Annotated in this window: 24 protein-coding genes and 1 pseudogene; 2 read left to right on the top strand and 23 right to left on the bottom strand. The window is 58.3% G+C overall.

What is annotated here, in order from left to right; genetic code table 11:
• Positions 1-4 precede the first annotated feature (4 nt).
• From tssK to tssA, 17 genes are all read right to left on the bottom strand, one after another.
• A complete protein-coding gene (tssK, locus tag ACYZTM_RS14590) occupies positions 5-1,336 on the bottom strand; it encodes a type VI secretion system baseplate subunit TssK (RefSeq protein WP_131062482.1) in 1,332 nt (443 codons plus the stop codon).
• 2 nt (positions 1,337-1,338) lie between these two features.
• The gene (gene tssJ / locus ACYZTM_RS14595; RefSeq protein ID WP_131062483.1) at positions 1,339-1,839 is read right to left on the bottom strand and encodes a type VI secretion system lipoprotein TssJ; all 501 of its coding nucleotides are present in this window, start codon (positions 1,837-1,839) and stop codon (positions 1,339-1,341) included.
• Positions 1,840-1,844: 5 nt separating this feature from the next.
• A complete protein-coding gene (gene tagH, locus ACYZTM_RS14600) occupies positions 1,845-3,041 on the bottom strand; it encodes a type VI secretion system-associated FHA domain protein TagH (RefSeq protein ID WP_461989033.1) in 1,197 nt (398 codons plus the stop codon).
• 17 nt (positions 3,042-3,058) lie between these two features.
• Positions 3,059-3,199 carry a type VI secretion protein gene (locus ACYZTM_RS14605; RefSeq protein ID WP_092276060.1) on the bottom strand — a complete coding sequence of 47 codons (141 nt, stop codon included), beginning with the start codon at positions 3,197-3,199 and terminating at the stop codon, positions 3,059-3,061.
• Between the two features lie 366 nt (positions 3,200-3,565).
• Positions 3,566-5,083, bottom strand: a complete 1,518-nt coding sequence (locus ACYZTM_RS14610) for a sigma-54 interaction domain-containing protein (RefSeq protein ID WP_461989034.1) — start codon at positions 5,081-5,083, stop codon at positions 3,566-3,568.
• 10 nt (positions 5,084-5,093) lie between these two features.
• Positions 5,094-7,742, bottom strand: coding sequence for a type VI secretion system ATPase TssH (gene tssH / locus ACYZTM_RS14615; protein ID WP_461989035.1), 2,649 nt, complete (start codon positions 7,740-7,742; stop codon positions 5,094-5,096).
• Positions 7,743-7,755: 13 nt separating this feature from the next.
• On the bottom strand, positions 7,756-8,763 hold the full coding sequence (gene tssG / locus ACYZTM_RS14620) for a type VI secretion system baseplate subunit TssG (RefSeq protein ID WP_461989036.1): 1,008 nt from the start codon (positions 8,761-8,763) through the stop codon (positions 7,756-7,758).
• On the bottom strand, positions 8,727-10,514 hold the full coding sequence (tssF, locus tag ACYZTM_RS14625; protein ID WP_461989037.1) for a type VI secretion system baseplate subunit TssF: 1,788 nt from the start codon (positions 10,512-10,514) through the stop codon (positions 8,727-8,729). Before tssF ends, tssG begins: the two co-directional genes overlap by 37 nt.
• Positions 10,515-10,574: 60 nt before the next feature.
• Complete coding sequence (locus tag ACYZTM_RS14630; RefSeq protein WP_256656994.1) at positions 10,575-10,790, bottom strand: hypothetical protein; 216 nt, start codon at positions 10,788-10,790, stop codon at positions 10,575-10,577.
• A gap of 69 nt (positions 10,791-10,859) precedes the next feature.
• The gene (locus tag ACYZTM_RS14635; RefSeq protein WP_461989038.1) at positions 10,860-11,321 is read right to left on the bottom strand and encodes a hypothetical protein; all 462 of its coding nucleotides are present in this window, start codon (positions 11,319-11,321) and stop codon (positions 10,860-10,862) included.
• The gene (locus ACYZTM_RS14640) at positions 11,321-11,734 is read right to left on the bottom strand and encodes a hypothetical protein (RefSeq protein WP_131062489.1); all 414 of its coding nucleotides are present in this window, start codon (positions 11,732-11,734) and stop codon (positions 11,321-11,323) included. The genes ACYZTM_RS14635 and ACYZTM_RS14640 overlap by 1 nt, the downstream gene beginning before the upstream one ends.
• Positions 11,731-12,696 carry a DUF6402 family protein gene (locus ACYZTM_RS14645; RefSeq protein ID WP_461989039.1) on the bottom strand — a complete coding sequence of 322 codons (966 nt, stop codon included), beginning with the start codon at positions 12,694-12,696 and terminating at the stop codon, positions 11,731-11,733. Before ACYZTM_RS14645 ends, ACYZTM_RS14640 begins: the two co-directional genes overlap by 4 nt.
• A 60-nt stretch (positions 12,697-12,756) precedes the next feature.
• On the bottom strand, positions 12,757-13,281 hold the full coding sequence (locus ACYZTM_RS14650) for a PAAR domain-containing protein (RefSeq protein WP_131062491.1): 525 nt from the start codon (positions 13,279-13,281) through the stop codon (positions 12,757-12,759).
• A 10-nt stretch (positions 13,282-13,291) separates the two neighbouring features.
• Positions 13,292-13,699 carry a type VI secretion system baseplate subunit TssE gene (gene tssE, locus ACYZTM_RS14655; protein WP_008150080.1) on the bottom strand — a complete coding sequence of 136 codons (408 nt, stop codon included), beginning with the start codon at positions 13,697-13,699 and terminating at the stop codon, positions 13,292-13,294.
• Positions 13,700-13,713: 14 nt separating this feature from the next.
• Complete coding sequence (tssC, locus tag ACYZTM_RS14660) at positions 13,714-15,189, bottom strand: type VI secretion system contractile sheath large subunit (RefSeq protein ID WP_109626782.1); 1,476 nt, start codon at positions 15,187-15,189, stop codon at positions 13,714-13,716.
• 28 nt (positions 15,190-15,217) lie between these two features.
• On the bottom strand, positions 15,218-15,721 hold the full coding sequence (tssB, locus tag ACYZTM_RS14665) for a type VI secretion system contractile sheath small subunit (protein ID WP_019650069.1): 504 nt from the start codon (positions 15,719-15,721) through the stop codon (positions 15,218-15,220).
• A 32-nt stretch (positions 15,722-15,753) separates the two neighbouring features.
• Positions 15,754-17,310, bottom strand: a complete 1,557-nt coding sequence (tssA, locus tag ACYZTM_RS14670) for a type VI secretion system protein TssA (protein WP_131062492.1) — start codon at positions 17,308-17,310, stop codon at positions 15,754-15,756.
• A 491-nt stretch (positions 17,311-17,801) separates the two neighbouring features.
• On the opposite strand from tssA, the gene ACYZTM_RS14675 reads away from it, so the two are divergent.
• Positions 17,802-19,004 carry a transposase gene (locus tag ACYZTM_RS14675; RefSeq protein ID WP_461989040.1) on the top strand — a complete coding sequence of 401 codons (1,203 nt, stop codon included), beginning with the start codon at positions 17,802-17,804 and terminating at the stop codon, positions 19,002-19,004.
• Between the two features lie 31 nt (positions 19,005-19,035).
• Here ACYZTM_RS14675 and ACYZTM_RS14680 read toward each other — a convergent pair whose 3' ends face one another.
• From ACYZTM_RS14680 to ACYZTM_RS14700, 5 genes are read right to left on the bottom strand one after another with little or no spacing between them, the layout of a single operon-like run.
• Positions 19,036-20,166: a hypothetical protein gene (locus tag ACYZTM_RS14680; RefSeq protein ID WP_461989041.1), complete on the bottom strand. Its 1,131-nt coding sequence runs from the start codon at positions 20,164-20,166 to the stop codon at positions 19,036-19,038.
• The gene (locus tag ACYZTM_RS14685) at positions 20,147-20,401 is read right to left on the bottom strand and encodes a hypothetical protein (protein WP_131062495.1); all 255 of its coding nucleotides are present in this window, start codon (positions 20,399-20,401) and stop codon (positions 20,147-20,149) included. Before ACYZTM_RS14685 ends, ACYZTM_RS14680 begins: the two co-directional genes overlap by 20 nt.
• A complete protein-coding gene (locus tag ACYZTM_RS14690; RefSeq protein ID WP_131062496.1) occupies positions 20,398-21,531 on the bottom strand; it encodes a hypothetical protein in 1,134 nt (377 codons plus the stop codon). The genes ACYZTM_RS14685 and ACYZTM_RS14690 overlap by 4 nt, the downstream gene beginning before the upstream one ends.
• Positions 21,512-25,141, bottom strand: coding sequence for a toxin VasX (locus ACYZTM_RS14695; RefSeq protein ID WP_461989042.1), 3,630 nt, complete (start codon positions 25,139-25,141; stop codon positions 21,512-21,514). Before ACYZTM_RS14695 ends, ACYZTM_RS14690 begins: the two co-directional genes overlap by 20 nt.
• Positions 25,138-25,326, bottom strand: coding sequence for a hypothetical protein (locus ACYZTM_RS14700; RefSeq protein WP_461989043.1), 189 nt, complete (start codon positions 25,324-25,326; stop codon positions 25,138-25,140). Before ACYZTM_RS14700 ends, ACYZTM_RS14695 begins: the two co-directional genes overlap by 4 nt.
• Positions 25,327-25,818: 492 nt before the next feature.
• On the opposite strand from ACYZTM_RS14700, the pseudogene ACYZTM_RS14705 reads away from it, so the two are divergent.
• A pseudogene (locus ACYZTM_RS14705) lies at positions 25,819-25,920 on the top strand (DUF6124 family protein); the annotation flags it as partial.
• A 182-nt stretch (positions 25,921-26,102) separates the two neighbouring features.
• Here ACYZTM_RS14705 and ACYZTM_RS14710 read toward each other — a convergent pair.
• Entirely contained in the window at positions 26,103-26,378 is a 276-nt protein-coding gene (locus tag ACYZTM_RS14710; RefSeq protein ID WP_003213368.1) for an HU family DNA-binding protein, read from the bottom strand.
• Positions 26,379-26,533: the final 155 nt, after the last annotated feature.

Below are 26,533 nucleotides of genomic sequence, written 5' to 3' on the forward strand. Positions count from 1 at the left end.
TCGGTCAGTTCCTGATGGCCCAGAATTTCAGTTCAAGCTCGGCGAATTCGCCGGACACGTGGAACGCGAAACCGCCGGAGCGCTCGAGTTGTGCCAGGTCTTCGGAACTGAGTTCGAGAATGAAATAGGTTTTGTTGGAGTGGAACGCGATCTGCCGTGGGGCCACCGGCAACGGTTTGACCTTGATGCCCGGCAGATGCAGGTTGACCAGTTGGCGGATGCGCTCCACCGGACCGACCTTGAGGTGCGCCGGCAAGCGGTGGCGCAGTTCTTCGGAGTCGCAGTTGGCACTGGCTGCGAGCACGAACGAGGCCGAGCCCAGTAGTTTGTGGTCGTGCAACGGCGAGACGATGATCCCGTACTGACGCGCTTGCAGGACCAGTTCGATGGCGTGCTGTTCGAGCACCATCGACAGCACCTGACGAATCGCTTCCATCAGTTTGCGGAAGCTTGCGCCCTGGTCGCTGTGCTGATAACGGCTGTCCAGACGCGGGCGTTTGCTGTCGCTGGAGAACGTCGCCAGGTCGCCAAGCATGGTCAGCAGCGTGCGGTACAACTCTTCTGGGTGAACCTGCTCCAGGCCGAGGTAGTGACGCAGCAGCAATTCGGTGCGGTTGATCAGTTGCAGCATCATGAAGTCGCCGACTTCCGCGCCACCGACTTTGCCGTTGGAGCGAATCCGCTCGGCGATGGTGTCGCCACGGTGGCCGAGCATGCTGATCACTTCTTTTAAGCACGACAGCAGGTAACTGGACGAATGCGCCTGAATGTAGGTCGGCACGAAATCCGGGTCGAGGCTGATCACGCCGTCGGGCGTGGTGTCGAGCACTTCGCAGATCTTCAGTTTCACGTAGGCCTGGTCGCTCTGCTGCTCGCCGAGCAACAGTTTGAAGTCCGGGCGGCCGCAGCTGACCTGGCTGGCGGAATCGTCGCCGGCGTTGGAGTCAGCCACTTCCGCTTCGTACGCGGTGTAGCGCGCCAACACGTCGGATTGCTCCGGGCGACGGGCCTCGATGTGGTTGCCGGTAACCAGAGGCAGTGCCAGGTAAATTGGCGTGTTGCCGGTGTTCGGCGGCACGTCGAGGGCCAGCGGCTCAGTGTTGCCGCCGAGTTCGAACAGGCTGCCGTCCGGCAGAATCCCCGAGGCCTGGCTGATCACCAGTTTGCCCATGTTGAGGAACTGCAAGTCGATGTCCAGGTTCAGGAAGCCCCAGGTGTAGCTGCCCAGCAACTGGGTGCGGGTCTTCATCTGGTGGTCGTAATAGCGATCGTTATGCTGGAAGTGCTGCGGACGCAGCAGCATGCCTTCCTGCCAAATGACTTTATGGGAATTCATGTTCAGTCATCCGCCTTGGCGAGCGTTTCGTTGCTGTTGCGAATGCCGGCCTGATCGAGGATCAGGTCCGCGTCGGTGACTTCCACCGGGGTAACTTGCACCGTGTAACGCCATTTGGTTTCGGGCAGGTCACGGTAGGCGGCGAGAATGCCGACGTAGCGACTGCCCTCCTCCACGCTGAGTTTCATTTCCACGGTTTCGCCCGGGCGCAGCTCGAGTTCTTCGCTGGCCACCAGGTCCGGGGCCAGGGATTCCTTGGCGCGCTCGTACAGGCTGAAGAAGTCAGCGTTCTCGAAGGTCACCGGGTGCTTGAGCTCGAACAGACGCACGACGATCGGCGACGGACGCCCGTTGAGGTCCGGGTTCAGCTGATCGCTGGCGGTGAGCTTCAGGTTGAGTTTAGTGACGTGGGAATACGGCGACAGCGACGAACAGCCGGCCAGCAGCACCAGGGCCGCGAACGCCGTCAGCGTCTTGAAAAAAGCGGTCGAGCAGCGAGACATGCGCATCATCCTTGGTGGTCGGTGTGAAGGGTGGAAATCAGACGGATCTGTTCTTCATAGGCCTGAGCGAAGTCGCGGGCCAGCAGGCGTTCGCTCCAGTCATCGTCCTGGCGCAGGGCCTGGTGATAACGGCCGTACGCTCTCCAGCGGCTGCCGGATGTGGCCAGCAACGGCTTGTTGTCGCGCTCGAAACGCAGGGTCAGTTGCTGTGGCGAGAAGTGCTCCAGCGTGCCGCGAACGGCGGCGCGGCTGGCGGTCAGCAAGGCCACCTGGTGCGCTTGCAAATCACGGAACGCACGAGAGATCGCCTGCTCGGCCGGCAACTGACCCGGCTTGTTCGGCTGCAACAGAATGCCCAGCGCTTCACCGGCATCGACGGCGAATTTCAGCGGGTTCTTGTGGGTGCCTTGCACGGTGGTCTGGGCCAGGCGCAATTCATTTTTCAGTTCGCTGCGGGTGCGCAGGCTCTGCTGCAAACCGCCAACGCTCTGCTTGAGCAGGCGTGCCGCGTTCAGTGCCAGGGCTTCGCGGGCGTCGTGGTCGAGGCCTTTGAGGTCCACGCCCAGTGCCGCGCCGAAGTGTTCCCAGAAACCTTCGCTCTGCCGCACGACAGCTTTCGGCGCCGGGGCTGGCTCGGGCTCTGCCGGGGCGTTGATCAGCTCTGGGACCATCAGGCTTTCCATGTCGATGCGCGCGTAGTCGGCGCGCTGACGGGTGTCCTCGATGGTGGTGCTCGGGGTGATCAACTCTTCGATTTCCGAATACACGCGCTCTTGCTGATCCAGGGCGTTCAGCGGATCGAGGTCGAGAAACGCATCATCCGGAATGATGCTGCCCGCCGCTTGCGGACGGCCGACTTCCACGTCGAAGGTCGCCGGGTCGCGCACCAGTCGTGCACGGATCTCGAAATCACCCAGCACGTACACGCTGCCGTGCTCGATACGCATCGCTTCGCCCTTGCGCAGGCGCGCGCCGCTTTCGCTGTCCTGGATACCGTTGCTGCTGGTATCGGTCAGGAAAAACGTGCCTTCGCGGTAGCTGATCACCGCGTGGTGGTTGGACAGATGACGCTTGCGGTCGGGAATGATCCAGTCGCAATCCTCGCCCCGGCCAATCACGCCACCGGCCTGCTTGAAGGTCTTCTGGCACAAATCCGTGGGCACGAACTGCTTGGTGTTCAGCATTTCGAAAACCAGTTCCATGGTGATACTCCTTGCGGTCACTTGCCGCGATTGACCGCCTGCGGATCACCCAAGGGGCGATAGGTGTTGTCGTTGAATTTGTAATTGCCGCTGCAACCGCCGAGGCCGCATAGAACGACGAGGGTCAGCAGGACGGCTTGCCAGTGACGAACAGGCATCAGAGGGTCTCCATGGGTAGACAAAGCACAAAGCGCCGACCCGTTGGGGCGGCGCTGTTAGAAACGAATGAGGTTGATTGGAAGGCTCTATTCCAGGGCCTATAGCCAATCACCGGGGAGATGGTGATCCCCTGTGGCGAGGGGACTTGTCGGAATGCCGCACCACCCCGTTGGGTCGCGAAGCGGCCCCAAAGCTGATTGCACCGTTTATTCAGGCAAACCGCATTTCCCGGACTGCGTCTGCTGCGCAGCCGAACGGGGATAAATCCCCTCGCCACAGGAAGCTCGCTCACTAAAGAAAACTTCCTCATCACAGGAAATTCGCTGGCCACAGGTAGCATTCCAACCGGGAAGCGGCAACTGAGATCAGCCATCGAAATCACCCAGGTTGATATTCAAACGCCCGAGGCGGTACAGCAGCGTGCGGCGTGGCAGCCCGAGTTCGCGGGCGGCGAGGGTCTGGTTGCCGTCGTTTTTGCGCAGGCAGTCGAGCAGCAGGCTGCGTTCGACCTGCTCCAGGCGTTCGCGCAGGTTCAGGCTGTTGTCTTCCGGCATGACTTCCATGCGCAGGGAGAAATGTTCGGCCAGCAACTCGCCGCCCTCGCACAGCAGCACCGCCCGTTCGACCAGGCCTTTGAGTTCACGCACGTTGCCGGGGAAGGCATAACCAGACAGATGATCCAGCGCCGCATCGGACCAGCGCACCGCGTCCCGTTGCAAGAACGAGCATGCCTTGTCGGCGAAGTGCCGGGCGAGGTCGAGGATGTCGCCTTCGCGCTGACGCAGGGCCGGCAACTCGATCGGGAATTGCGCGAGGCGGTAGTACAAGTCCTCGCGGAATTTGCCTTCGCTGACCAGCACCGACAAATCCCGGTGGGTCGCGGCGATGATGCGTACGTCGATCTTGTGGGTGTCGTTGGAACCCAGCGGCCGAATCTCGCCTTCCTGCAACACGCGCAACAGCTTGGCTTGCAGGGACAACGGCATGTCGCCGATTTCATCGAGCAACAAGGTGCCGCCATTGGCCGCGTCGAACAGCCCGGCACGGTCGCGATCCGCGCCGGTGAACGCGCCTTTGCGATAGCCGAACAGTTCGCTTTCCAGCAGGTTCTCGGGGAATGCCGCGCAGTTCTGCACGATGAACGCCTGGGACCGACGCGGGCCGCAGTCGTGAATCGCCCGTGCGACCACTTCCTTGCCGGTGCCGGTTTCGCCGCGCAGCAGCACGGTGTACGGGCTGTGCAGGACTTTGCTGATTAGCGAGTAGGTCTCGCGCATGGCCTTGCTCTTGCCGATCAGGCCGTAACCGCTGGCGCTTGGGACACTGACCTTCATCGGTCGTACGTCACCGCTCGGCTGACGCAAACGCTGCAGCAAATGCAGTTGGCCGAGTACAAACGAACCCAGCTGCCCAAGGGATTCGGCGAAGCCTTGCAGGTCGATGTGCCGGCGACTGGCGCACAGCAATAAGCCTTCAACGGCCTTCTGCTGATTGACCATCGGCACGCACAACAGCGACTGCCAGGGCGTGGCCTGCGGTGGCAGGAAACTGGTTTCATGCAGGCTGCCGCTCAACTCGCTGAGGCTCACTACGCGGTTCTGGCACAGGGCGAATTGCAGCAGTTGTTCACCGTTGTAATCCGCCGGCAGGCTCGCCGCTTCCCGAGGTTGCAGAATGCCGTTGAGGCACTCGGCGTTCATCCCCAGGCAGGTGTGAGTCGCGTCCAGCAGGTACAGCTGAGTCAATTCGCAACCACTGAGCTCGGCCAGCCCGCGCACGAAGTCACCCAGCAGCGCAGCACCGTCTGCCGCGCGCGACAGGCTGGCGAACTGCGCCAGCAAGGCTTCGGCATAGACCAGCGGTTGCGGCACTTGAGTGAACATCACACCCACCTCAGGCGAACTCGCAAGTCACACTGGCGCCGCCGTCGAGCGTCGCGTGGACACGCTTGAGGTTTTCACCAGTAGCCATCGCGTCGAGCAAGCGGTCGGCCACGAGCGGCAGCACGTGCAGGTCGAGCAAGTGGTCGATCAAACGTGCGCCGCTGTCGCTTTGGGTACAGCGTTCGGCCAGGTGATCAACGAGGTCCTGGGAGTAAGTGAAGTCCAGCTGACGACGGTTCAGACGCTCGCCCAGACGGCCGAGTTTGATTTCGATCAGCTCGCGCAGCACCGGGCCACCGACCGGGTAGTAAGGCACGACGCGCATCCGCGCCAACAACGCCGGTTTGAAGTGCTTGCTGAGGACCGGGCGAATGGTTTCTTCGAGGACTTCGGCAGATGGGCGTGCGCCATTTTCACAGAGTTCGCTGATGCGGTCGCTGCCCAGGTTCGAGGTCATCAGGATCAACGTGTTGCGGAAGTCGATCTCGCGCCCTTCGCCGTCGTTGGCCACGCCTTTGTCGAAGATTTGGTAGAAGAGGTTGAGCACGTCCGGATCGGCTTTCTCGACTTCATCGAGCAACACGACCGAGTACGGCTTCTGGCGCACCGCTTCGGTGAGCATGCCGCCTTCGCCGTAACCCACGTAGCCCGGTGGCGCACCGATCAGGCGCGAGACGGTGTGCTTCTCCTGGAACTCGGACATGTTGATGGTGGTGATGAAACGGTCACCGCCATACAGCAAGTCCGCCAGGGCCAGCGCGGTTTCGGTCTTGCCGACGCCGCTCGGGCCGACCAGCAGGAACACGCCGACCGGTGCGTCAGGTTTGTTCAGGCCGGCAGCGGTGGCGCGCATCGAGCGGTCCAGGGCGTGGACAGCTTGCTCCTGACCACGAATGCGCGTACGCAGGTCGGTGGCGAAGCTGGCGACCTTGGCATTGTGTTCGCGGGCCAGTTGCGCCAATGGCACACCGGTCCAGGCGCTGATCACTTCAGCCACCAGACGCGGGCAGACTTCGAAGCTCACCAGACGTTCTTTGACCTGAAGTTCGGTCAGCGCTTTGTGAGTTTCGTTGAGTGCGGCTTCCAGCGTTTCGACGCTTTGCGCTTCGTCCACCGGCAGCGTTTCGATCACGGTGCCTTCGGCGTCTTCTTCGACCGTGATGGTCGGCTCTACGGCAGCCGCTTCGCGGGCCTTGGCCAATTGCTGGCGCAAGTCCAGCAGGCGTTCGGCGAGTTCTTTCTGTTCGGTCCACAGGGTTTCCAGCGCGATCCTTTCGTCTTCGGCGGCGCCCAGGCGATCTTCCAAAGCGTCCAGCGCTTCGTGATCGATCAGCAAACCGGCTTCGGCATCACGGCGCAGGGCCTGACGCTGACGGCCACCTTCAGCCAGTTCGCCACGCAGGCGTTCGAGGCTTTCCGGGGCGGCGGCGAGGCTGATGCGTACGCGAGCGCAGGCGGTGTCGAGGACATCGACGGCTTTGTCCGGCAGTTGACGGCCCGCGAGGTAACGCGCAGACAACTCGGCCGCCGCCACCACCGCGTCATCGCGCAGGTAGATGCCGTGGCTCTTCTCGTAGACCTGAGCCAGCCCACGAAGGATGGTCACCGCTTCGCTGACGGTCGGTTCGTGCAGTTGCACCGGCTGGAAGCGACGGGCCAGGGCCGGGTCTTTTTCGAAGTATTTTTTGTACTCCGCCCAGGTGGTGGCGGCGATGGTGCGCAACTCGCCACGGGCCAGGGCTGGCTTGAGCAGGTTGGCCGCGTCGGAACCGCCAGCATTGCCGCCCGCGCCGATCAGCGTGTGCGCTTCGTCGATAAACAGGATGATCGGTTTCGGCGACGCTTTGACTTCGTCGATCACGCCTTTGAGGCGGCGTTCAAATTCACCTTTGACGCTGGCGCCCGCCTGCAACAGGCCCATGTCCAGCGACAGCAGCTCCACGCCTTTCAGGACTTGCGGCACTTCACCAGCGGCGATGCGCGAGGCCAGGCCTTCGACGATCGCGGTTTTACCGACGCCGGCTTCACCGACCACAATCGGGTTGTTCTTGCGGCGACGGGCGAGGATGTCGACCATCTGCCGGATCGCGCCATCGCGGCACAGCACCGGGTCGAGTTTGCCGTCGCGGGCCTGTTGAGTGAGGTTATGCGTGAAGCGCTCCAGCAGCGACTCCCCCGGTACAGCCGGTTTGCCGGTGGCCGGTTGCTCTTTCTGCGACAGGGCGAATTCTTTCAGGCGTTCGATGTTCAGCTTGGCCAGCAATGACTGGTAGCGGCTGCCGGCGTAGCGCATCGGGTTGCGCAGCAGCGCGAGGATCAACGCGGCCTGTTCGACCTGGCTCTGACCCAGTTCAAGGTTGGCCACCAGCAACGCATCTTGCAGCCACTGCACCAGTTCCGGGGCGAACACCGGGTTGCGCGAGGCGCTGTGCTCGACCCGCGATTGCAACGCGGCGCTCAGTTCACCGGCATCCACTTCGGCGTCTTGCAGCGCGCGTGCGAGCAGGCCTTGCGGGCGCTCCAGCAGGCCGAGCAGCAAGTCTTCGACGAGGATCTTGCTGCCGCCACGGGCGACGCAACGCTCGGCAGAACTTTCCAGATCACGACGGGTTTCGGCGTCCAGCGCCTGGATAAGTTGTTGCAGGTCTACGTTGATCATTGGTCATCTGTCCTTAATGAATTTTGCTGCCCAGGGTCACCACGCCGTCCGCTTTTTCGCGGCCCAGCCAACTGGTCCATCCCAGGCGACAGGCGTTTTGCTCACCGATGCGCAGTTCGCGGATTTCTTCCTGGCGCAACACCAGGCGAATGTCGTAATCGAGCGGGTCACGCAGGGTGAACCGCACCAGCGCACACAGCGGCTGGTAGCCGAAACCGATCGGCAGGAATTCGTGGAAGCGTTGCCAGTCGAGTTCGCGGATATGAATGCGGAATTTGCCGCTGCGGTCGCGCACGTGTTCGCCCAGCACCAGGTCTTCGCCGAGCAGGCTGTTGGCGCGGCCCAAACGATTGCGCTGTTCTTCGAGAATTTCCACGCGGCGCTCGATGCACTGCTCGATGGTCAGTTCGGCGTGCTTGAAGTAGTAACGCAGCACCGCTTCAATCAGCGCCGCCGAGTGCGCCCGCAGGCTGAGCAGGCCGAGGTACGGCAACAGGCGTTTCCAGTTCAGTTCCTGAGCCTTGCGGATCTCTTCGCCGCCGAGGCCGATCAAGGCAAACAGCTGCGCCGAGAACGGGTCGAGGGCACCGCTTTCGAAACTGGCGCGGTAGCGGTACTTGCGCCAGATCGGCAGCATCAGCCGTTGCAGGCGATGGTGGAACAGGTCGAGGAAGTTACGGGTCGGGTTGCCGTCTTCGCTGTCGCCCAGGGCCTGCTCACCGTAGAACGCCGGCAGCGGCGAACCGGAACCTACCAGGCCGATCAGGTTGAAACGCAGGCGCGCGCGCATCTGCCCTTGCTCGTGGAAAAACTCCACGCGATCGACGTCACTGCCCGGGAAACCCAGGCTCGGGTTGGCCTGGAATTCGAGCTGGTCGTACAGATCGTCCTGGCTCAGGTGCGGGTGGGCCTCGCGCAGCCGGTCAACCACCAGCAGCACGGCCTGAAACAGCGAGTACTCGCGTATTCCTCGGGTCAGTCCGCTTAAAGCAGCGGCTGAAGGCCCATACGTGGTGTCCATTGGTACACCTCTCCCTGTGTGCTTTTTACCCGCAGCTCGTGGTACGAATTGAGACTGGCGTAAAGCGCGAAAAACTCGTTAAGAACCGAGGCGAAAACGAACAGGTCGCCCTCGCCGATATACCCTTCCGGGTCGATGGTCAGTTCGGTGCGCAACCCGCGTACCGGCAACCCTCGGTGCAACCGGTCGACGTGTTGGTGCTTGATCGACTTGAGCCCGCCCAGCAGGCGTTTGCTGACTTTTTCCGCGTGTTGGTCGTAGTAGCGCGGCAGGTCGTAGGTTTCCAGAATCACCTTCAACGCATTGACGTCGGCCAGCGACAAATAGTTAAGCGACATGTTGCTGATCAGCTTCCAGAGGAAGTCGCGATTCAGCGGCGGCGCATAACTGGGCGTGGCCGGGGTGATGTTGCGGAAACTCAGGAACTCCGGCGTCTCTTCGCAGGCCTGGCTGATGTCGCCGAGCTTGAGCTTTTTGGGCAGGTTCTGGTTGGTGCACATCAGCTCGATCGACAGGGTTTCGTGGGCTTCGGTGTGGCGGATGCCAAAGCTCAGGTACGTGTCGAGGCCGTCGTGCAACAGGGACGAACGCTGGCGAATGCTGTAATGCGGACGGCTGTTGGGTACGTCGAAACTCGGGTCGTGCTCGAAGGATTCGAACGGCACGTACTCCTGATAACCGAGGCCGCCGGGCTTCCATCCCGTCACGGTTTCCACCGAGAACACGCCGCAGTTTTGCAGATCGAATTCGGCCGGCAGCAGCAGGTATTCGTCTTGCTTGCCATCGAGGCGAATCGGCAAGGCGTCGTGCTTGAACAGGTTGACGATCGGCGTGCAGTAGAGCTTCACGTTGTCCAGCGTCGGACGCATCCGCATGATGCCGCTCTTGCGAATATCGAAGCGCAATTCGAGACCGCGCATCTGCTTCAACGTGTCTTCCGGCAATGCCTTGAGCATGTCCAGACCGTTGACGTCGACGAACAGGAATTTGTCCTGGAAGGCGAAATATTCCTGAAGGTAGCGATAGCCACGGAAGGTGTTCAGCGGATACGGGATCAACGCTTCTTCTTCAGCAAAACCCACCGGCTGCACACGGTCGCCGGGCATCTTGAACGCCATCGGCATGCCGTTGACGCCGTTGATAGGCTTGCCGGCGCCATCCAGCGGGATCAGCTCAATGCCTTCCAGATTGCGCAGCAGGCTGAGGTACAGCATCTGACTGATGTAACGCTCGCCCGCGAAGTGCAGACGCAAACGGCTCAACTCAAGTTCACCGAGGTGACCGTCAGCGCTCATCTCCAGACGCAGGCTCAACAGCGAACCGTCGCCCTTCACCGAGTAATTCAGCGCGGCCAGGTCCAGGGGCAAGACTTCGGTCGGGTAGCAGGTGCGGAAGCGGCAACGCACGTCGTCGATTGGCACGCTCTCGACCGGCGTATCGCGCTCGACCATCAACGCAGGCCCCGAACGCTTCAACGGATCGAACTGCAGAATGCTGAACGCCGGCAGCGGCCGCATGTAGTTCGGCCACAGCAGATGCATCAGGGAATGGCTGAGTTCCGGCAGCTCGTCGTCGAGCTTCTGGCGCAGGCGCCCGGTCAGGAACGCAAAACCTTCCAGCAACCGCTCCACGTCCGGATCCCGCCCGGCCTGACCCAGGAAAGGCGCCAACGCCGGGCTACGCTCGGCGAATCGACGACCTAACTGGCGAAGTGCGGTGAGTTCGCTTTGGTAGTAGTGGTTAAAGGACATTGGTTAGCTGCCTGGTATTGAATTCGGGTGAGCTTGTGGCCGATGTGAGTACGGCAATTATCATGCAGCTGGCACACTCAAAATATGGAGATATATTCCTAATATTTCGACAACTGGAAAGATCATCAACATGAGAAACGTCAGAGTTCGGTACAATTTTGAGTTGAGGCTTGTGCTTCGCAGACCGATCAATGCCAAGAGCAAAGAGAAACTGGCTAAAATAAAAAACCAATCGGTCTCAACCAGCCCCATCGAAACCCCCTCAATTTCGCTCATGCAAAAACTTCCCTTTGTAGAATATTAGGGACAGTCCCCTTTTTCGTTCCCAGCGCTCTGACACTCACCTCAATTACCCCCAACAATTTCATATGAGGTATTGCTGATAAAACTGTTGAGCCAATGTGCTTTCCAGTCCAGAGCCCTGATACCAAAATTCTGATCGCGTTTGTAAAAATCGATCCAGACGACTCCGACAATCACATCATCCTCGTGAGAACTCATGTCTACAGTGCTGCGCGAATACAAAGGAGATCGAAACACTGTGTTCGAATCTCTTTTGTCGGTGATTCGCAGGTACGCCAAATCATCGAATGGTACAAGCGCACCTCTCACCGGTACATTCTCGATTAAGTAATGCCCCGATTCGCTTATCACAAAGCTGCTGGCTCTATTTTTAAAAATATCATTCAAGGAAACAGAAAAAAAACAAACAAGCACGAAAAACGCACAGAGAAAAAATAATGCGCAGGTACGACCGGCGAGAGATCGCTTACTCCACATTGACGGTATTTGACTTGAAATCAACATTAATTGTCTATTATCTCGTAAGGGGTATTGCTAATAAAAAAATCCAGCCAGTGCCTTTTGGGATTGGAAAGTCCTAGTGTGAATTTTTTACTCTCCTTATCAAGTTCGATAAATATAACGCCAACTGTTTTTGCGTCTTCATCTGCACGCATATCCAGCGATAACTCGGAGAACAGCGGAGTACGGTATGTCTGATCGGGGTGATCACGATCAGTGAAGCGCAAATATACGGAGTCTCGAGGAGTTAGAAGCGAACTGGCGGGTACCGACTCGATCAAATACTGCCCAGACGGGCTTTGTTTTGACACGTCCGGGGCACGGGTCAAAATACCATTTACGATGACCGCAATTGCAACTACCAAGCCAACAACTAATGCAACAGCGCACATGAAGTATTTATTTGCAATCTTCATTTCACAAGTATCTCAATGGGAGCTGCTGTCACACTCTCGTACAGAACATCCGAATAAACGCGAAAATCTCCGCCTTTTTTGTTAATCTCTCTAAACTCTCGAAAATCGCTATTCTGCACTAACATATAATGCTTACTATCCAGTTCTCGATAGCGACGCAACGAGTCCGCTCTATGCTTCTCAACTTGCTCTTTAGTCGCCTCAGCTTTTGAATTAAAATCAATGGTATTCATCTCATAGTTCAGCTTCATATTTGCCGAAGCACCTTCAACGGGATCAGTGATCAACTTGTCAAAATTCCAATACCCTAGAATCTGACTAAAAAGAACAACACCGTCATTGAAATCATAGGCATCTTCGATATAAAAGCCCAAACGAGAAGGTGTAAAGACAATATTTTTATTCGTTACAACCACCAAACCTTCAGCAATAACACGAAGATTGAAATTCGCAAGCGCTCCACGCAACTCATTGACGTCATCAGATCCAGCTTGTTCGAACTCAACTGTTTTATTATTAAAATAGCCAAATTTTTCAGCAGCACTGGCCACACCATTGAACGCCAATGGATAACACCCAGGTGCTTTAGCGGAAAACGCTCGCCCCACATTCTTCTTAATTTGCGCCAGCCCCAGTTTACTGTTCCAAGTTCCTCTCAAATGCTTAATAGCTGCATTCGCCCGATCAAACCCGCTGATCCAACTCATCTTGACAATGGATTCTTCGATGTATTCCTGAGGAGCAAAAACATCATGCCTCTTCACTGCATCATCCATACCGCCGTCTTTTGTCGGCCAGGGCTTACCATTGAACCAATGCTTCATCAAAGCAGCAGCAACCGGCCACTTTATTTTGATCATGGTGTCTGGGATATCAGTGATCTTGAACTGACGCACAGCCGTAGATTGTCCGGTTTTATTACTCGCCGGAGTCATCGATGATGTCACTGTTGTTGCTGCCATTTCAAAATCCTTCTTGATAACCGTTCAGACCGTTAGCAACTGCCCTTGTAACTCAAGGGTTTAAGCAAGCACGACCTTGGTTTGGGGTTCAATGACCAGTTCCACCGCCTCTGGCGTTGCAGAGAAAACGGTTTGAGTCTTGCCATCTGCGCCAGTCACACCGTTGATGATCTTTCCCGAGGCTGTCTTAAGGGTGTACTCAACCCCAGCCAACGGTTTCCCGGTGTCCTGATCATTGATCACAAAGTGCTCGTTAAACGGCCACTGAATGTCCACCGGCAACGGCGGAACAAACGGCACCGGCGAATGCGAATTCCCGATAATCACCGTCCCGGACCCGGCCGTAACCTTGTTGCCATGGGTCCCAACGGAATCCACCGTCGCAGCCGGTTTGCCGTTGATCAAAACCGTCGTCGCCAACCCGCCCGACATCGCACCACCACACGCCGAGGCATCGCCTTGGCGGGCGGCCGCGAGGCCGTCGAAGAAGACGTCGCCGGAACCGGCGGCGATCGGGTTGGTGCCGTGGCCGGGGAGCGGGCAAGCGGTGGGGTCGGATACGCGGGCTGCTGGTTTGCCGGACATACGAATCTCCTTAGTTGACCTTGACTTGACCGCTGCCATCCAGGCGCGCGGCGAAACTGACCTGACGCTTGAAACCATCAACTTCCAGCAAGCCTTCAATGCTGAAGGACAGGCGAAGCTGATCGTGATCACGCGGCAGGGAGATGACACGCACATTGCTCAGGCGTGGCTCGTAGGCTTCGATGAAATTTTCGATGGCCAGACGGGCCTGACTCAGGGAGTCGTGCAGGCTCAGACGCATGTCATTGAGATCGGGTAGCCCGTAATCGGACAGCGTTTGCACGCTGCCCGCACGGGTGCTGAGCATCTTGGCCAGATGGGCAGCCACGGACGCCATGGCGGAGACCTCGCGGCTCCAGCCGACGCGTTTGTCCGCGTCGCCACCCAGGCGTTCGAAAAGGCTGCCGTATCCAGTCATGAGTTAGGCTCCGCTTACTCTTTGTCCAGCTTGCCAACCAGCGACAGGGTGAAATCGGCACCCATGTACTTGAAGTGCGGGCGCACGTTCAGGCTGACGCGGTACCAGCCAGGCTCGCCTTCGACATCGCTGACGATGATCTGGGCAGCGCGCAGTGGACGACGGCCACGGACTTCGGCGCTCGGGTTTTCCTGGTCGGCCACGTACTGGCGGATCCACTTGTTGAGTTCCAGCTCGAGGTCGGTACGTTCTTTCCACGAACCGAGTTGCTCGCGCTGCAGCACTTTCAAGTAGTGAGCCAGGCGGTTGACGATCATCATGTACGGCAGTTGGGTGCCGAGCTTGTAGTTCAGCTCTGCCGCCTTGCCTTCTGCGCTAATGCCGAAGAACTTCGGCTTCTGCACCGAGCTTGCGGAGAAGAACGCCGCGTTGTCGGAGCCTTTGCGCATGGTCAGGGAGATGAAGCCTTCCTCGGCCAGTTCGTATTCACGACGGTCGCTAACCAATACCTCGGTAGGAATCTTGGTTTCGATTTCGCCCATGCTTTCGAAGTGGTGCAACGGCAGGTCTTCAACCGCGCCACCGCTCTGCGGGCCGATGATGTTCGGGCACCAGCGGAATTTGGCGAAACTGTCGGTCAGCTTGGTGCCGAACGCGTAGGCGGTGTTGCCCCACAGGTAGTGCTCGTGGCTGTTGGCGACGGTTTCTTTGTACACGAACGATTTGACCGGGTTTTCTTCCGGGTCGTACGGGTTACGCAGCAGGAAACGCGGCACGGTCAGGCCAACGTAACGGGAGTCTTCCGACTGGCGGAAGCTCTGCCATTTGGCGAATTGCGGGCCTTCGAAGTGATCTTTCAGATCCTTCAGGTCCGGCAGACCGGTGAAGCTTTCCAGGCCGAAAAATTTCGGGCCGGCCGCAGCGATGAACGGCGCGTGGGACATGCAGGCAACGCTGGACACGTACTGCATCAGTTTCACGTCCGGCGAGCTTGGGGACATGAAGTAGTTGGCGATGATCGCGCCCACAGGCTGACCACCGAACTGGCCGTATTCAGCGGTGTAGATGTGCTTGTACAGACCCGATTGCATCACTTCCGGCGAATCGTCGAAATCGTCCAGCAGGTCTTCTTTGGAGACGTTGAGGATTTCAATCTTGATGTTTTCGCGGAAGTTGGTGCGATCGACTAGCAACTGCAGGCCACGCCACGACGATTCCAGGGACTGGAAGTCAGGGTGGTGCAGGATTTCGTCCATCTGACGGCTGAGCTTGGCATCGATCTCGGCGATCATGCGGTCAACCATGGCTTTCTTGACCGGCTCACCGTTGTTCTGCGGCTTGAGCAGCTCTTCGATGAACGCCGATACACCGCGCTTGGCGATGTCGTAGGCTTCGTCGTCCGGCGTCAGGCGGGTTTCGGCGATGATGCTGTCGAGAATGCTGTATTCGCCGTTCTCTTTGCTCTTTTGCTGTGCTGCGCTAGTGCTCATTGTGTTGGCTTCCTTGGCTGATAGAGACTCAGGCGTCCTGGGCTGCGGCGTTCAGGCCCAGCTCACCCAGTACGCGACCGCGGGATTCGTCGTCGGCGAGAACGCCTTCGATGGCTTTGCGGAACGCAGGCGCGTTACCCAGCGGGCCTTTGAGGGCCACCAGCGCGTCGCGCAGTTCCATCAGTTTTTTCAGCTCAGGCACTTGCTCGACCAGGCTGGCCGGGTTGAAGTCCTTCATCGAGTTGACGCGCAATTGCACGGCCAGTTCGTCGGCTTCGCCATCTTCCTGAAGACGGTTCGGCACGCTCAGTGTCAGGCTCAGCTCTTGCTTGGCCAGCACTTCGTCAAACGTCATCTTGTCGATGCTGATCGGCTTGCGATCTTCGACTTTGCGTTCGTCCTTGCGGTGGGTGTAGTCACCGATTGCCAGTAGTTTCAACGGCAGTTCAATCTCTTCCTGTGCACCACCGGTGGCAGGTTTGAAAGTGACGTTGATGCGTTCCTTGGGGGCTACCGAGCCTTCTTTGGCCATGGCTTTTCTCCTTGCGGTTGTGGCCCTGGGGCCTATTCGAGTACCACTTCGAGATCGAGGTGGCACAGCCTGCGATAAATCTCTTCCTTGCGTTCACGTACGGCATGGTTCTGCGGTAACAACTCGCAGCAGCTATGCAGCAAATGCAGCACTTCCAGCGCAAGATCGGGCTCCCAGGCGTTCAGGCCTGAGTCCTGTAATGTTTGGTCCAGCGTTTCGAGTTGGGTCTTGGCCAGTTCGTATTTCTTGGCCATGAAGCACAGCCGCGCGAGGGCGAACTGCCAGAAGAACCGCACGCGTCCGCCGTGGGCACTTTGCAGGCCCTGCTTGAGCACCTGCACGGCAGCCTTGAGGCCGTCCTTGCGCAGGATCGGCAGGACTTCTTCCAACGCCACTTCCCAGGCCGGCTGGGTGTCGGCGACTTCGACCTTGCGCGGCGCACTGGCGCTTTGCAGGTGCGGCATGACGTTGGCGCTGATCCAGGCGCGGGTGGCCGGATCGGCGAACGGCGCACCGTCGTGGAAACGCAATTCGACGATGCCGGGCAGACGCTGAATCAAAAGCGCGAAGTGGATTTCCACTTCGCGCATCGCCATCTCGGCGTTCAGGCCCTGAAGGCATTCCCAGACCATTCGCTGGCCATCGAACCAGAACGGCGCCTTCGCCAGGCTCGCCTCCAGTTCCACCAACAGGTCGGCGTATTTGGCCTGATCGTAACGGTCCTGATAGGCCTTGAGCTTGTCGGCGGGCAAGCCGCGCAGCACGGTGATTTGCTCGGCGTTGCGCTCAGGCACCGCGTCGATGGGCAACCACAGCAACGTGCGATTGAGGCGCAAGGCGCGCAGGTCGGTGGCTTTCTGCTTGAGCCACCAGGCACACAACGGACGAGCGCTTTCCTGCTGGGCGCGCAGGGCCTTGTGGGCTTCTTTTTCGTTGTCGATCGGCGCGCCGGGAGTGAACAGTTGCGTGGCGGCCTGTTTGACCTGGGCTACTGCGGCGCCCACCACACCGGGTTCCGGCTGGTTGTCGGCGGCGCGTTGCACCATGTTTTTCAGGCGGCGGGAGATCGGCAGCAGCAGCGGCGCGTCGTCACCCAGGTGCTCGGTGCAAGCGGCATCGAGGCCTTCCAGGTGTTCGACCAGTCGCCGGAACATCGGCAACTGCTCTTTGATCGCGACGTTTTCGGTCAGCACCTGCTCGAGGCGCGGCACCAGCCAGCTGATCGCAGCGGAGCGAGTACGGGCCTTGTTCGGATGGACTTCGGCCCAGTGGTTTTCGCACAGGTGGTGCAACAAACCGAGGCCGGCCAACAGGCCTTGAAAGGATTCACGCTGGTACAAGGCCCACGTCAGCCAGGCGCCAACGCGCAAATCCTTGGACTGGGTGCGCAGCAGGTTTTCGCTGTTTTCACGGATTTTCAGCCAGTCGATCTGACCGCTTTCGTGCATGGACGAGGCTTTCGCCAGCTCGCTTTCAAGTGCTTCATATTCGCTCGAAAAGCGAACGTCCTCGCCCGCGAAATTCTCTTTGGAAACAGAGGCTTTTGCGAGTTCAAGGTAATGAGCAGAAAGTTTGCTTGAGTAGGACATCCATGGCCTTTAATTAGGATTACGGTCGATCGCCAATTGCAGTTGCAGCGGCGCGGGACAGTATCAAAGAGCTGCGATGAGTCTCATCCAATTGAGTTCGTGCTCTTTCAAGTGGGCGCATCGTAATCACAATGATGGCCACTAGCAAGCATCCGATTAAACAACAAGACGATGCGTGTTTATTTCCTGTAGGAGATCGCCCTATATGTAGCAGGGGAATCCCTGAGATCGGGTTAATTGCTTATCTCTCGACCAGCCGGCCGGAAACCATTGAGATAGAGCCATCCGACGCTGCCACCTTAATAAACCTTGTATTCATTGCCGATTCGCCCCCTGAGGCGGACGTGAAGCATGCCAAAAATAAAATATTATGAATGTAGGAGCATTCCGAAATGTTGCCAATATCAATGAATAAATCGACAAGAGACAACATCCAATAAGAAAAGTGCCATCATCATGATGGCCATTTGTATTTCTAACAAAGTTCCAAAATGGAACTTTCAGTATCGCGGAAAATTCATACCGGGTTGCAAGATCCCTCCTACATCAATCCTTTAGATACATTGTTAGCGTGCCGCGCACTTTGCGACTTGTTCAGGCCAAGCGGCTCCGGCATCGCGATATTTTTCTCTCAGCTCAAGGACGAGCTAAAGAAGCAAAAGGATATGCGCATGTTCGCACCGGCCAATGCTGCCCACTTGGCAATCTCACCTGACTACCATAGATGCCTGCCCATCGAGCTGCACAGTCAGGCGGATGCATTTATCCGTTATCTGCACGAGCTACCCAGTAAATCACCGGTCGAGTGCCCGCAGTGTGGTCATCCACGCTTCAGACTGGAGGCCATGCCAAACCTGCGTCTTCCGTTTTACCGCTGTGCGGTTTGCAATAAAGGCTTTAACTGCCTGTCGAAAAATCCATTTTCGGGGTATGGGCTTATGCACCTGTGGTCCGCCTACGGACAGTACCTCTTAGCGGGCTGGCCTATGCCCAATGTTGCCAAAGCGATGGGCATTTCTCCCAGCACCACGTGGCGCTGGATTAAACCCTGCCGTGCGGTAATGGCTAAAGAATTTCCCGCGTTGTACCACTGGTGGTCTGCGCGACAAGATCGAACCGACCTGGAACCGCCGCCGCATATTGCGGCCCAGGCCCAGGTGTTCCTGAGCGGGTTAGAGCATTTGCTGACGACTCAACAGGCTGTTTGCTCAAGGTGTGGATCACTTGACATGAAGCGTGTCGATGAGCGGCGTCCTAATTTCTACTGTTCTGGCTGCTCAAGCACGTTGAGCTTACTGCGTGGCACGGTGCTGTCCCGATTGGGTTATCCGGAACACTGGCTGGGTTTTGCTCAGGGGGTGATCAATGGCGAAAGCGTGGTTGATTTGCAACGCCGTACAGGACTTTGCGGACCAGCCTGCAAGCGCTGGCAAGTGCGTATTACGCAGATGCTAGAACAGCAGGGGCACACCGAGTTGATCCGGTGGATTACCTGGCTGCGCAGTCGCCGGGTGAAAGAGGTAAATGATTTTGTGCGTGAAGGCGGGCAATTGGAGGCTGTAACCGGTTCTCGCTACTCCGCTGATTCAAATCGGCGGTTTTCGGTTCCGCCAAAGCGCTTGCGAAGCGGCACTGAAGACATTTCAAGCAACAAGTCTGGAACGACATTAAATGTTCCCACTGTTGTCGGCTAATTGTCCGAGCCGATTACTTTGGAATAACACCTCATGCGCGACGTTTGTCGGTCGGATTTAAACGCTGTACCTCGGCAAAGATCTCGGTGATCGGGCGTCGCGGCTGACGTTTGTGCAGGGCGCGGACCTGTGCGCTCATGCGCAGCAGTTCTTCACTCGGCGTGGCCCATTGTTCCTTCGGTAACGGCTCGGACCATTGGCGCATCACCTCGGGCAAGACGTGCGGGGCCATTTTCTGAAGGCGGCGGATTTCCCATTCGGTCAGGTAGTTGGGAATCGTCCACAGCGTCATGACGTGGTACAGGTACCAGAAAAAACCCGAGACTCGATTGCGGGAACCGTCGCGGATTTGCTCGTGCATGTGTGCGCGGGCGTTGCGGAAGGTGTGCAGGCCTTCGTGAGGCGGGTCGTCGGGGCCTTGCAGGTCTTGCAAGTCCTGGATGGATTTGAGGTCGTTGACTTCGTATTCCATGTAGCCACGGATCGCTTCCCAGTAGCTGATGGCGATGGGCAGGCCGGTGCAGGGGAATTCGACGCTGGTGAGGATTTCGCCATGCTGGAAACCGATGCCCATGCCGTATTGGCGGCGGATGCCGTACTGGGTGGCGCTTTGGGCTTCGATGACCCAGGCCGAGAGGGACTCACAGGGGACGAAGACCGGTTCGGTGGCGTCTTCGGGCATGAAACAGACTTCGCGGCGTTGGCGGTTGAAGCGGGCGGGGATGATTTCGGCGCGTTTGTTGTGGTTGTGGAGCCAGACGCAGAGGCCGATGAATAGGGTAAAAGAAGCGGTTACCAGCCCGAGTTCAGAGGCAGCAAAAAAAACATCTATCGCGAACTCCCATGAGTAAAGCCACTCGTATCCCAAAACGAGACCGAAAAAAAAGCTGAACAACGGGAATAGGAAAGCAAACATACAGGCAAGGGTAAATGGTCCGCCTAATATGACTTGCCATGAGAACACCTCTGGCGATCCCAACCCGAAGTCCATGTACACCTCATTTAATTCCCCGATGTGAGGGCCATGAGGCGGCAACGGTGTTGGAAGCGGCAGCGGCGCGAGATAGGTAATCTTCCCGCTTGGAAAGGGCTCGACATCTCCGGCTTTGCGCGATTGCTCAAGGTGCGGTACCGGCATGGGGCTATCCAGGTTGTTGGGCATGGTCGGCCAACTCCAGCAAATGGGTTTCAACCAGCAACAGGGGCGGATGCTCGATGACTGTGTTGGGCGGCAGCGAAGGAAAACGGCCTTCGCCACGAGGGTTGAGGTGAATGACGTGGGTGCGAGAGATCCACTGGCCGTTGTCCACCAAGACGTGCACCGATTTGTAGGAGCAAGGCTTACCCGCGATGACGGCGGTGTGAGCGACGCGGTTCGTCCAGTCAGAACGCTTCATGCGCGTCGTTTGCCCGTGCTGTCGCCCCGATACACCTCGGCAAAAATCTCGGTGATTGTCCGGCGAGGTTGACGTTTGTGTAGCTGCCGAACCAGCTCACTCATCCGCACGAGTTCTTCGCTCGGCTTGGCCCATTGCTCCTTGGGCAGCGGCTCGGACCATTGGCGCATCACCTCGGGCAAGACGTGCGGGGCCATTTTCTGAAGGCGGCGGATTTCCCATTCGGTCAGGTGGTTGGGAATCGTCCACAGTGTCATGACGTGGTACAGGTACCAGAAAAACCCCGAGACTCGATTGCGGGAACCGTCGCGGATTTGCTGATGCATGCGCGCGCGCGCGTTGTGGAAGGTGTGTAGGCCTTCGTGGGGCGGGTCGTCGGGGCCTTGCAGGTCTTGCAAGTCCTGGATGGATTTGAGGTCGTTGACTTCGTATTCCATGTAGCCACGGATCGCTTCCCAGTAGCTGATGGCGATGGGCAGGCCGGTGCAGGGGAATTCGACGCTGGTGAGGATTTCGCCATGCTGGAAACCGATGCCCATGCCGTATTGGCGGCGGATGCCGTATTGGGTGGCGCTTTGGGCTTCGATGACCCAGGCCGAGAGGGACTCCCAGGGGACGAAGACCGGTTCGGTGGCGTCTTCGGGCATGAAACAGACTTCGCGGCGTTGGCGGTTCAAGCGGGTGGGGATGATTTCGGCGCGTTTGTTGTGGTTGTGGAGCCAGACGCAGAGGCCGATGAATAGGGTGAGAAAACCGGTTACTAGGGCGAGCTCATACGCCTCCTCTATGAACATACGAGTTGTGATGTCTTGTATATCCTCCCAGCTTTGGCCGAACAGAAAAAACATGAAGCCGCTGAACAGAGGTATCAAAAATGCAATCATAAATGCACCACTGAATGGTCCGCCTAATATGACTTGCCATGAGAACACCTCTGGCGATCCCAACCCGAAGTCCATGTACACCTCATTTAATTCCCCGATGTGAGGGCCATGAGGCGGCAACGGTGTTGGAAGCGGCAGCGGCGCGAGATAGGTAATCTTCCCGCTTGGAAAGGGCTCGACATCTCCGGCTTTGCGCGATTGCTCAAGGTGCGGTACCGGCATGGGGCTATCCAGGTTGTTGGGCATGGTCGGCCAACTCCAGCAAATGGGTTTCAACCAGCAACAGGGGCGGATGCTCGATAACTGTATTGGGCGGCAGCGAAGGAAAATGCCCTTCGCCACGAGGATTAAGGTGGATGACGTGGGTGCGGGAGATCCACTGTCCTTTGGCATTCAACACTTGCACGCATACCCCCAGTTCCAGTGTCTCGACCACGGGCGCCATTGGGGCATTACGATTCAGCGGATATTGCAGGCATACAATCAGCGGGTCTGCTTGCACGACTTCCAGGCTGTCCGTCACTTCATTACTGATCACATCCTTGCGTTCGCGGGCGGTACCGCGGCTGTCGAGTGGGCGGTAAAGCCGATGGGCGCCAATGCCCAAGCGGTGGGAGGGTTTCCCACTTAATGGGGGCTGGAAGTCGCTTAGTTTCACCCTCGGTAGCTCCAGATGGATATCGCTGGGTTTGGCGCGCAAAAACAGGTTCTTCAGCAATGAGTCATGTTTGTTCAAGCCAAGTTGTGCAGTAGGGGCGTGAAGTAAATCGCCGAGGTAACGTTGGTACTCATCCAGGGTGTGGTTACCGCGTTCATCGGTGTCCAGGCTCCATGGTGTGGTTTTGAGCCATTTATCGTGGGCGCTGATGTTGTAGCGGTTGAACAGCCAGGTGCCGCCAAACTCCAAAACGGTAAACAAGAAGCCGGCCAGGTTGACCCGGAAAAAGACTGTTGAAAGACGTGTGCCGGCGGCGGCCCACGCGGCTGTTCGTGCCGCGGCACTCCTTGCAGTCAGGACTTTAAAAGTGGCGTGCACGGTATGGCTAAGGCCATTGGCATTAACAGCCGTCATGCCGGCAGCACCCACTGTGCCAAGAGCAGCGCTTCTTTGGGCCGCGCGGTTGCCACTGCGCGTCGCTTGCTGCCAATTCTGCTGTTGGGTATTCAGGCTGATTACAGAGGCCCCGAAACCGAATAAATAGGTAAAGTAACCCAGTCCAACATGCATTTTTCCCATCTGCACATGCACATTCTGCAAGGCGTGATGTTGAAGAGCCTCGACTAACTTATCGCTGCGCGCCTTCAGTGCGGTGTCTGCCAAGCTTTGAGCTGCGGCGAACCCAGCAGCGCCGGTAGCGGTTACTGCATTCATCAACGGTCCTAGTTTCTGTTTGTCTTTCGTCTGTTTCGTCATCTCTCGATAAGCCACAACCAAATTCACCGCCTGCGCCAAAAACACCAACAACCCAACCCCTTCGCTCTTGATCAAGTCTGCCTTCGGCACACTCTGAATCCCCAGCCGAATGTTCTTCAGCAAACTCCTCACCTCCTGCTGCTGCGCCGGTGGAAACACCACCGTCACCCCCGCCCGAGCCGGGGTGGCGCCGTAGGTGCGCACCGACTGATCCGGCAGTTCAGCAATCGGACTCAGTGCGCCCGCCAGTCGGCCTTCGAGTTGAGTCAATTGCGCACGCACCCGATCGATCTCGGTCTGCAACTCAACCGCCCGTTGGGTCTTGTGTCCCGGCAGGTTTTTGTTGTGGGTAAGCCGGTTGCGCTCACGGGTCAAACTCTTTTGGTAAGCGCGCTCCCTGAGCACGTCCTTGATGTCGGTTTGCAGCGCCGCGTGTTCGGCCGGGGTGGCGACGGTGAACGTTACTCCGGTGCTTTTCGCCGCATCGAGGATCCGTGCCGGCAGCGCTTTGGGCAGATGGCGGAACAGTTCGTCGAGGTCGGGGACTTTTCCACCCGCCAGATCGAAGCCCTCCAGCGCGCGACTCAGGCCCAGGTTCAACGCTGGGCTGTAGCTGTGTTGCACCGCGTCGGCCATGGCGCGGGTGTGTTCGGGCAAATCGTCGAGGGCCGGCAGGTGCGCTTGTTCGATTTTTCGCAGGGTTTCCAACCAATCGGGCAGCTTGCTGAACAGGCCGGTCCCAGCATTGGATAGCACGCTGTATTGCACCAGCAGCTCAGGCCGAACGCGTAGCGGCAAGGTGTAAAACGCGGATCGGGTCAACTCCGGGTGTTTTTCCAGGTAACCCAGCATCTCTTCACTGGCATGGTCGCTGCGGCAGATGTCTTTGATACAGGCGTATTCAGCAGCGAAAACCTCGGCCAATTGCTGCGGCTCGTGCGCGTCGTAGTACCAGGCCGAACGATGGTAACGCCCGGCACATACCAGCATCGTACGGTCAGCGGTGATGCGTTCGAGCAAGCGGTTCCAGCGCCCGAGGTCTGCGCGGTGCTGAAACAACGCGTCGTCCATGGCGGGGCGGTCGATGAAATCGTTGATCCCGCGTTTGCCCGTGATATTGGAGCCCGCGATCACGTCCTCAATGCGTTTGTTTTGCTCCTTGCCGAGCTTAATCAGCGTTTTGAGGTGCTGCTCAACGAAGTCGGTGGGGGCCATCGCAAAGTGCTGGCGGGTGTAGTAACTGCGGTCCGCGTCGTCAATGGCGCGCCTGTGTGCAGTGATGTCTGGATTGCCCCCCTGATACTTGAGCATCTCCTGGACTTCGGCTTGGGCTTCCTTGCGCATCTGCACCAGCTCCGGGGAGGGTGGTACGTCGACAGGCTCGACCTTGCCGCCCTTGTTCAGGTAATCCAGCAAGGCTTTGCGGGTCTGTTCCCGATCCGGTTCGGGCAACTGTTGCAGATCGACGAGCAGCGCATTGACCGCCGGGTCGTCGCTGGCATTGGCCAGGTTGCCGACATCCGCGGGACTGAGCAGGCTCAAGGACTCGATGTAGCAAGCCAGCAAGTAATCGCGTTCGTTGTGGTCGGCGTTGCTCCAGTCGTCGACCCAACCGACCGCGGTGTTTTGATACTCGGCCAGATCACGCAGCACGCCGAGGTCGTCCTGCACCACGAGGAACAGCGTGTCGTCCTGATAAGCCGGGCGGACCCGCCCGAGAAACTCGCCAATGTGCGCCTCGCGAAAGCGCCGCGGCTGCTCCCACAAATAGGGTTCACGTTCGTGCGCGGGAGCGTCGCAGACCTGCAGCGTCGGCAATAGAACGGCGTCCGGTGGCGACTCGGCTTCCAGGTCGGCGCGGTCTTGGGCGGCTTGGGCCTGCTGGACCGGTACCGTAGCAATCTCTGCCAGCCACTGCTTGCCTTGCGCGACCGTCAGCAGATGCTCGCCACCGGTTTGGCAATGCACCGGGCCGAGATCGACGGCCTGCATGAAGTGTTCGCGTTCCTCGCGGCTGTCGAGCACTTGCATGCATTTGGTCGCCGTCCACTGCACTTCGGCGAAGGTCACATGCAGGGTGCTGCGTCTTGAAAACACCAGCGCCGGACGCTCTTCGATGGGTGTACGCCGATCATCAACGACCTTGGCGCCCTTGTGCAGCAAGGCACTGACCAGTCCGTTGAGTACGCGGTATTCATGCAGGTGACCGGTGACGCTGTCGATAACGTACAACCAGCCATCGCGCAGCATGCGAATGCCCAGCGGGCGGGTCGTCAGGGCATACGGCAGCTTCAGTTCGGCACTCGGATCGAGGGGTTTTTCCACCAGTCCATAACGCAAGGGCAACAACTGCACATGGGTTTGGCGCAAGGGGCAGGCACCCAGAGAGCCAATGGGGGATTTGGATGCCGCAGCTGCGGCGAGGTTGGCTGGATGGGTCATGGGCGCCCCCGTTGGCTGGCCGAGCGGCGGGCCAGATCAGCGGCCAGCGACATGCGCTCGCCGGGGGATTGCAGCGATTGAGTATGGAGCGTTGGGGGGATGCGCTCGGGCTGATTGAGTACCTGAATGTCGCAGGAAAAATCAGCGTCGTGTCTGAAAATGACTTGGTTGGCAGCACTGTGCATCCACATATCCCTGTGTCTATTAAAGACACGGGACTTTGCGTGGATCTACGAATTGGTGAAGTCAGGCAAATCGATGTTTTGTGTAGGACGGATCCGTTAAGTCGCTGTCTGCGGTCGGGTGCGGACTATTTGGCACAAGTCTTCGTAGCAGAGGGAAGTGGGCAAACATCGACCGCTTACAGAAGAGTCCAGAGCCTGCATCGACAAATTCGGAATGCCCTATGGAAGCTGGTAAGGAGTGCAAAAACTTCCGGTAGCTAAAACCGATGACAGCGCCTGTTTAAAACACCTCAAGGTTACTTCCTGCAAGCTACAACACCTTGCGCCGTTGCCTACGGCTGCGCCAGAATCCGCCGGCTTGTGCGCCTTGGGGCCGGTCGGTACCTTCATTCCTGTCACTGATCGTCAGTGATCGGGTTTAGTCGCTCGCTGGAAATTGAAGTAGCACAAGCGTCCGTCAGACAGGTATTTCCTACCTGCATTTGATGGTGGCTGGCCGATGGGGTGCATTTGTTGGTGGAGCGAGTATTGGATCATCTGGATGAACCGGAAATGGCAGCGATATTCGCCAAGCAACAAAACCGAGTTATCTGATCCGTTAAGTAGTTCAGAAGCAACGCATCCTATAGCAGCTGGCGAGGCCTGCGTTCGGTTCGGGCCGCGTCTTGCCTTGACTGATCGGCATTACCTCGCGACCCATAAAAAAATGGGCACCCAACCTGGTTGGCGTGCCCATCTTTATTCCGCTCCCCTGCTACGCGAGATTTGGATGCGGATTACGGATTAACGCTGTCTTTCAACGATTTGCCTGGCTTGAACGCAACGGTGTTGCTGGCCTTGATTTTGACGGGCTCACCGGTTTGCGGGTTTTTGCCGGTGCGGGCACCGCGATGGCGTTGCAGGAAGGTACCGAAACCCACCAGCGTGACGCTGTCCTTGCGGTGCAGAGCGCCGGTGATTTCTTCGAGAACGGCGTTGAGAACGCGGTTGGCCTGCTCTTTGGTGAGGTCTGCTTTTTCAGCAATTGCTGCGGCGAGTTCTGGTTTACGCATGTTAGTGAAGCCCCTTTGACGGTTTTTTGTTGTTATGTCCGTGCTGTTCTCGTTGGAACAGCGCCCAAAGCGCCGCAGGTGCTCTACTCTGCGGCAGACGGGAGTGAGAATGGCATGCACGGAAGACCCGCGCCAGTCTCGGCGCGACCTTTGTA

It is taken from the genome of Pseudomonas sp. MDT2-39-1 (assembly GCF_054898085.1).

What these genes read in the sequence shown, in the direction of transcription:
- ACYZTM_RS14650 (WP_131062491.1), bottom strand. Translation starts at nt 13,281, where the DNA reads ATGTCCGGCAAACCAGCAGCCCGCGTATCCGACCCCACCGCTTGCCCG.
- ACYZTM_RS14630 (WP_256656994.1), bottom strand. Translation starts at nt 10,790, where the DNA reads ATGAGCGAAATTGAGGGGGTTTCGATGGGGCTGGTTGAGACCGATTGG.
- ACYZTM_RS14690 (WP_131062496.1), bottom strand. Translation starts at nt 21,531, where the DNA reads ATGCCCAACAACCTGGATAGCCCCATGCCGGTACCGCACCTTGAGCAA.
- ACYZTM_RS14610 (WP_461989034.1), bottom strand. Translation starts at nt 5,083, where the DNA reads ATGTTCACTCAAGTGCCGCAACCGCTGGTCTATGCCGAAGCCTTGCTG.
- ACYZTM_RS14645 (WP_461989039.1), bottom strand. Translation starts at nt 12,696, where the DNA reads ATGGCAGCAACAACAGTGACATCATCGATGACTCCGGCGAGTAATAAA.
- tssG (WP_461989036.1), bottom strand. Translation starts at nt 8,763, where the DNA reads ATGGACACCACGTATGGGCCTTCAGCCGCTGCTTTAAGCGGACTGACC.
- tssE (WP_008150080.1), bottom strand. Translation starts at nt 13,699, where the DNA reads ATGACTGGATACGGCAGCCTTTTCGAACGCCTGGGTGGCGACGCGGAC.
- tssB (WP_019650069.1), bottom strand. Translation starts at nt 15,721, where the DNA reads ATGGCCAAAGAAGGCTCGGTAGCCCCCAAGGAACGCATCAACGTCACT.
- ACYZTM_RS14605 (WP_092276060.1), bottom strand. Translation starts at nt 3,199, where the DNA reads ATGCCTGTTCGTCACTGGCAAGCCGTCCTGCTGACCCTCGTCGTTCTA.
- ACYZTM_RS14635 (WP_461989038.1), bottom strand. Translation starts at nt 11,321, where the DNA reads ATGTTGATTTCAAGTCAAATACCGTCAATGTGGAGTAAGCGATCTCTC.
- tssK (WP_131062482.1), bottom strand. Translation starts at nt 1,336, where the DNA reads ATGAATTCCCATAAAGTCATTTGGCAGGAAGGCATGCTGCTGCGTCCG.
- ACYZTM_RS14700 (WP_461989043.1), bottom strand. Translation starts at nt 25,326, where the DNA reads ATGCACAGTGCTGCCAACCAAGTCATTTTCAGACACGACGCTGATTTT.
- ACYZTM_RS14675 (WP_461989040.1), top strand. Translation starts at nt 17,802, where the DNA reads ATGGAACTTTCAGTATCGCGGAAAATTCATACCGGGTTGCAAGATCCC.
- ACYZTM_RS14640 (WP_131062489.1), bottom strand. Translation starts at nt 11,734, where the DNA reads ATGAAGATTGCAAATAAATACTTCATGTGCGCTGTTGCATTAGTTGTT.
- tagH (WP_461989033.1), bottom strand. Translation starts at nt 3,041, where the DNA reads ATGGAACTGGTTTTCGAAATGCTGAACACCAAGCAGTTCGTGCCCACG.
- ACYZTM_RS14680 (WP_461989041.1), bottom strand. Translation starts at nt 20,166, where the DNA reads ATGCCCAACAACCTGGATAGCCCCATGCCGGTACCGCACCTTGAGCAA.
- tssA (WP_131062492.1), bottom strand. Translation starts at nt 17,310, where the DNA reads ATGTCCTACTCAAGCAAACTTTCTGCTCATTACCTTGAACTCGCAAAA.
- tssH (WP_461989035.1), bottom strand. Translation starts at nt 7,742, where the DNA reads ATGATCAACGTAGACCTGCAACAACTTATCCAGGCGCTGGACGCCGAA.
- ACYZTM_RS14685 (WP_131062495.1), bottom strand. Translation starts at nt 20,401, where the DNA reads ATGAAGCGTTCTGACTGGACGAACCGCGTCGCTCACACCGCCGTCATC.
- ACYZTM_RS14695 (WP_461989042.1), bottom strand. Translation starts at nt 25,141, where the DNA reads ATGACCCATCCAGCCAACCTCGCCGCAGCTGCGGCATCCAAATCCCCC.
- tssJ (WP_131062483.1), bottom strand. Translation starts at nt 1,839, where the DNA reads ATGTCTCGCTGCTCGACCGCTTTTTTCAAGACGCTGACGGCGTTCGCG.
- tssC (WP_109626782.1), bottom strand. Translation starts at nt 15,189, where the DNA reads ATGAGCACTAGCGCAGCACAGCAAAAGAGCAAAGAGAACGGCGAATAC.
- tssF (WP_461989037.1), bottom strand. Translation starts at nt 10,514, where the DNA reads ATGTCCTTTAACCACTACTACCAAAGCGAACTCACCGCACTTCGCCAG.
- ACYZTM_RS14710 (WP_003213368.1), bottom strand. Translation starts at nt 26,378, where the DNA reads ATGCGTAAACCAGAACTCGCCGCAGCAATTGCTGAAAAAGCAGACCTC.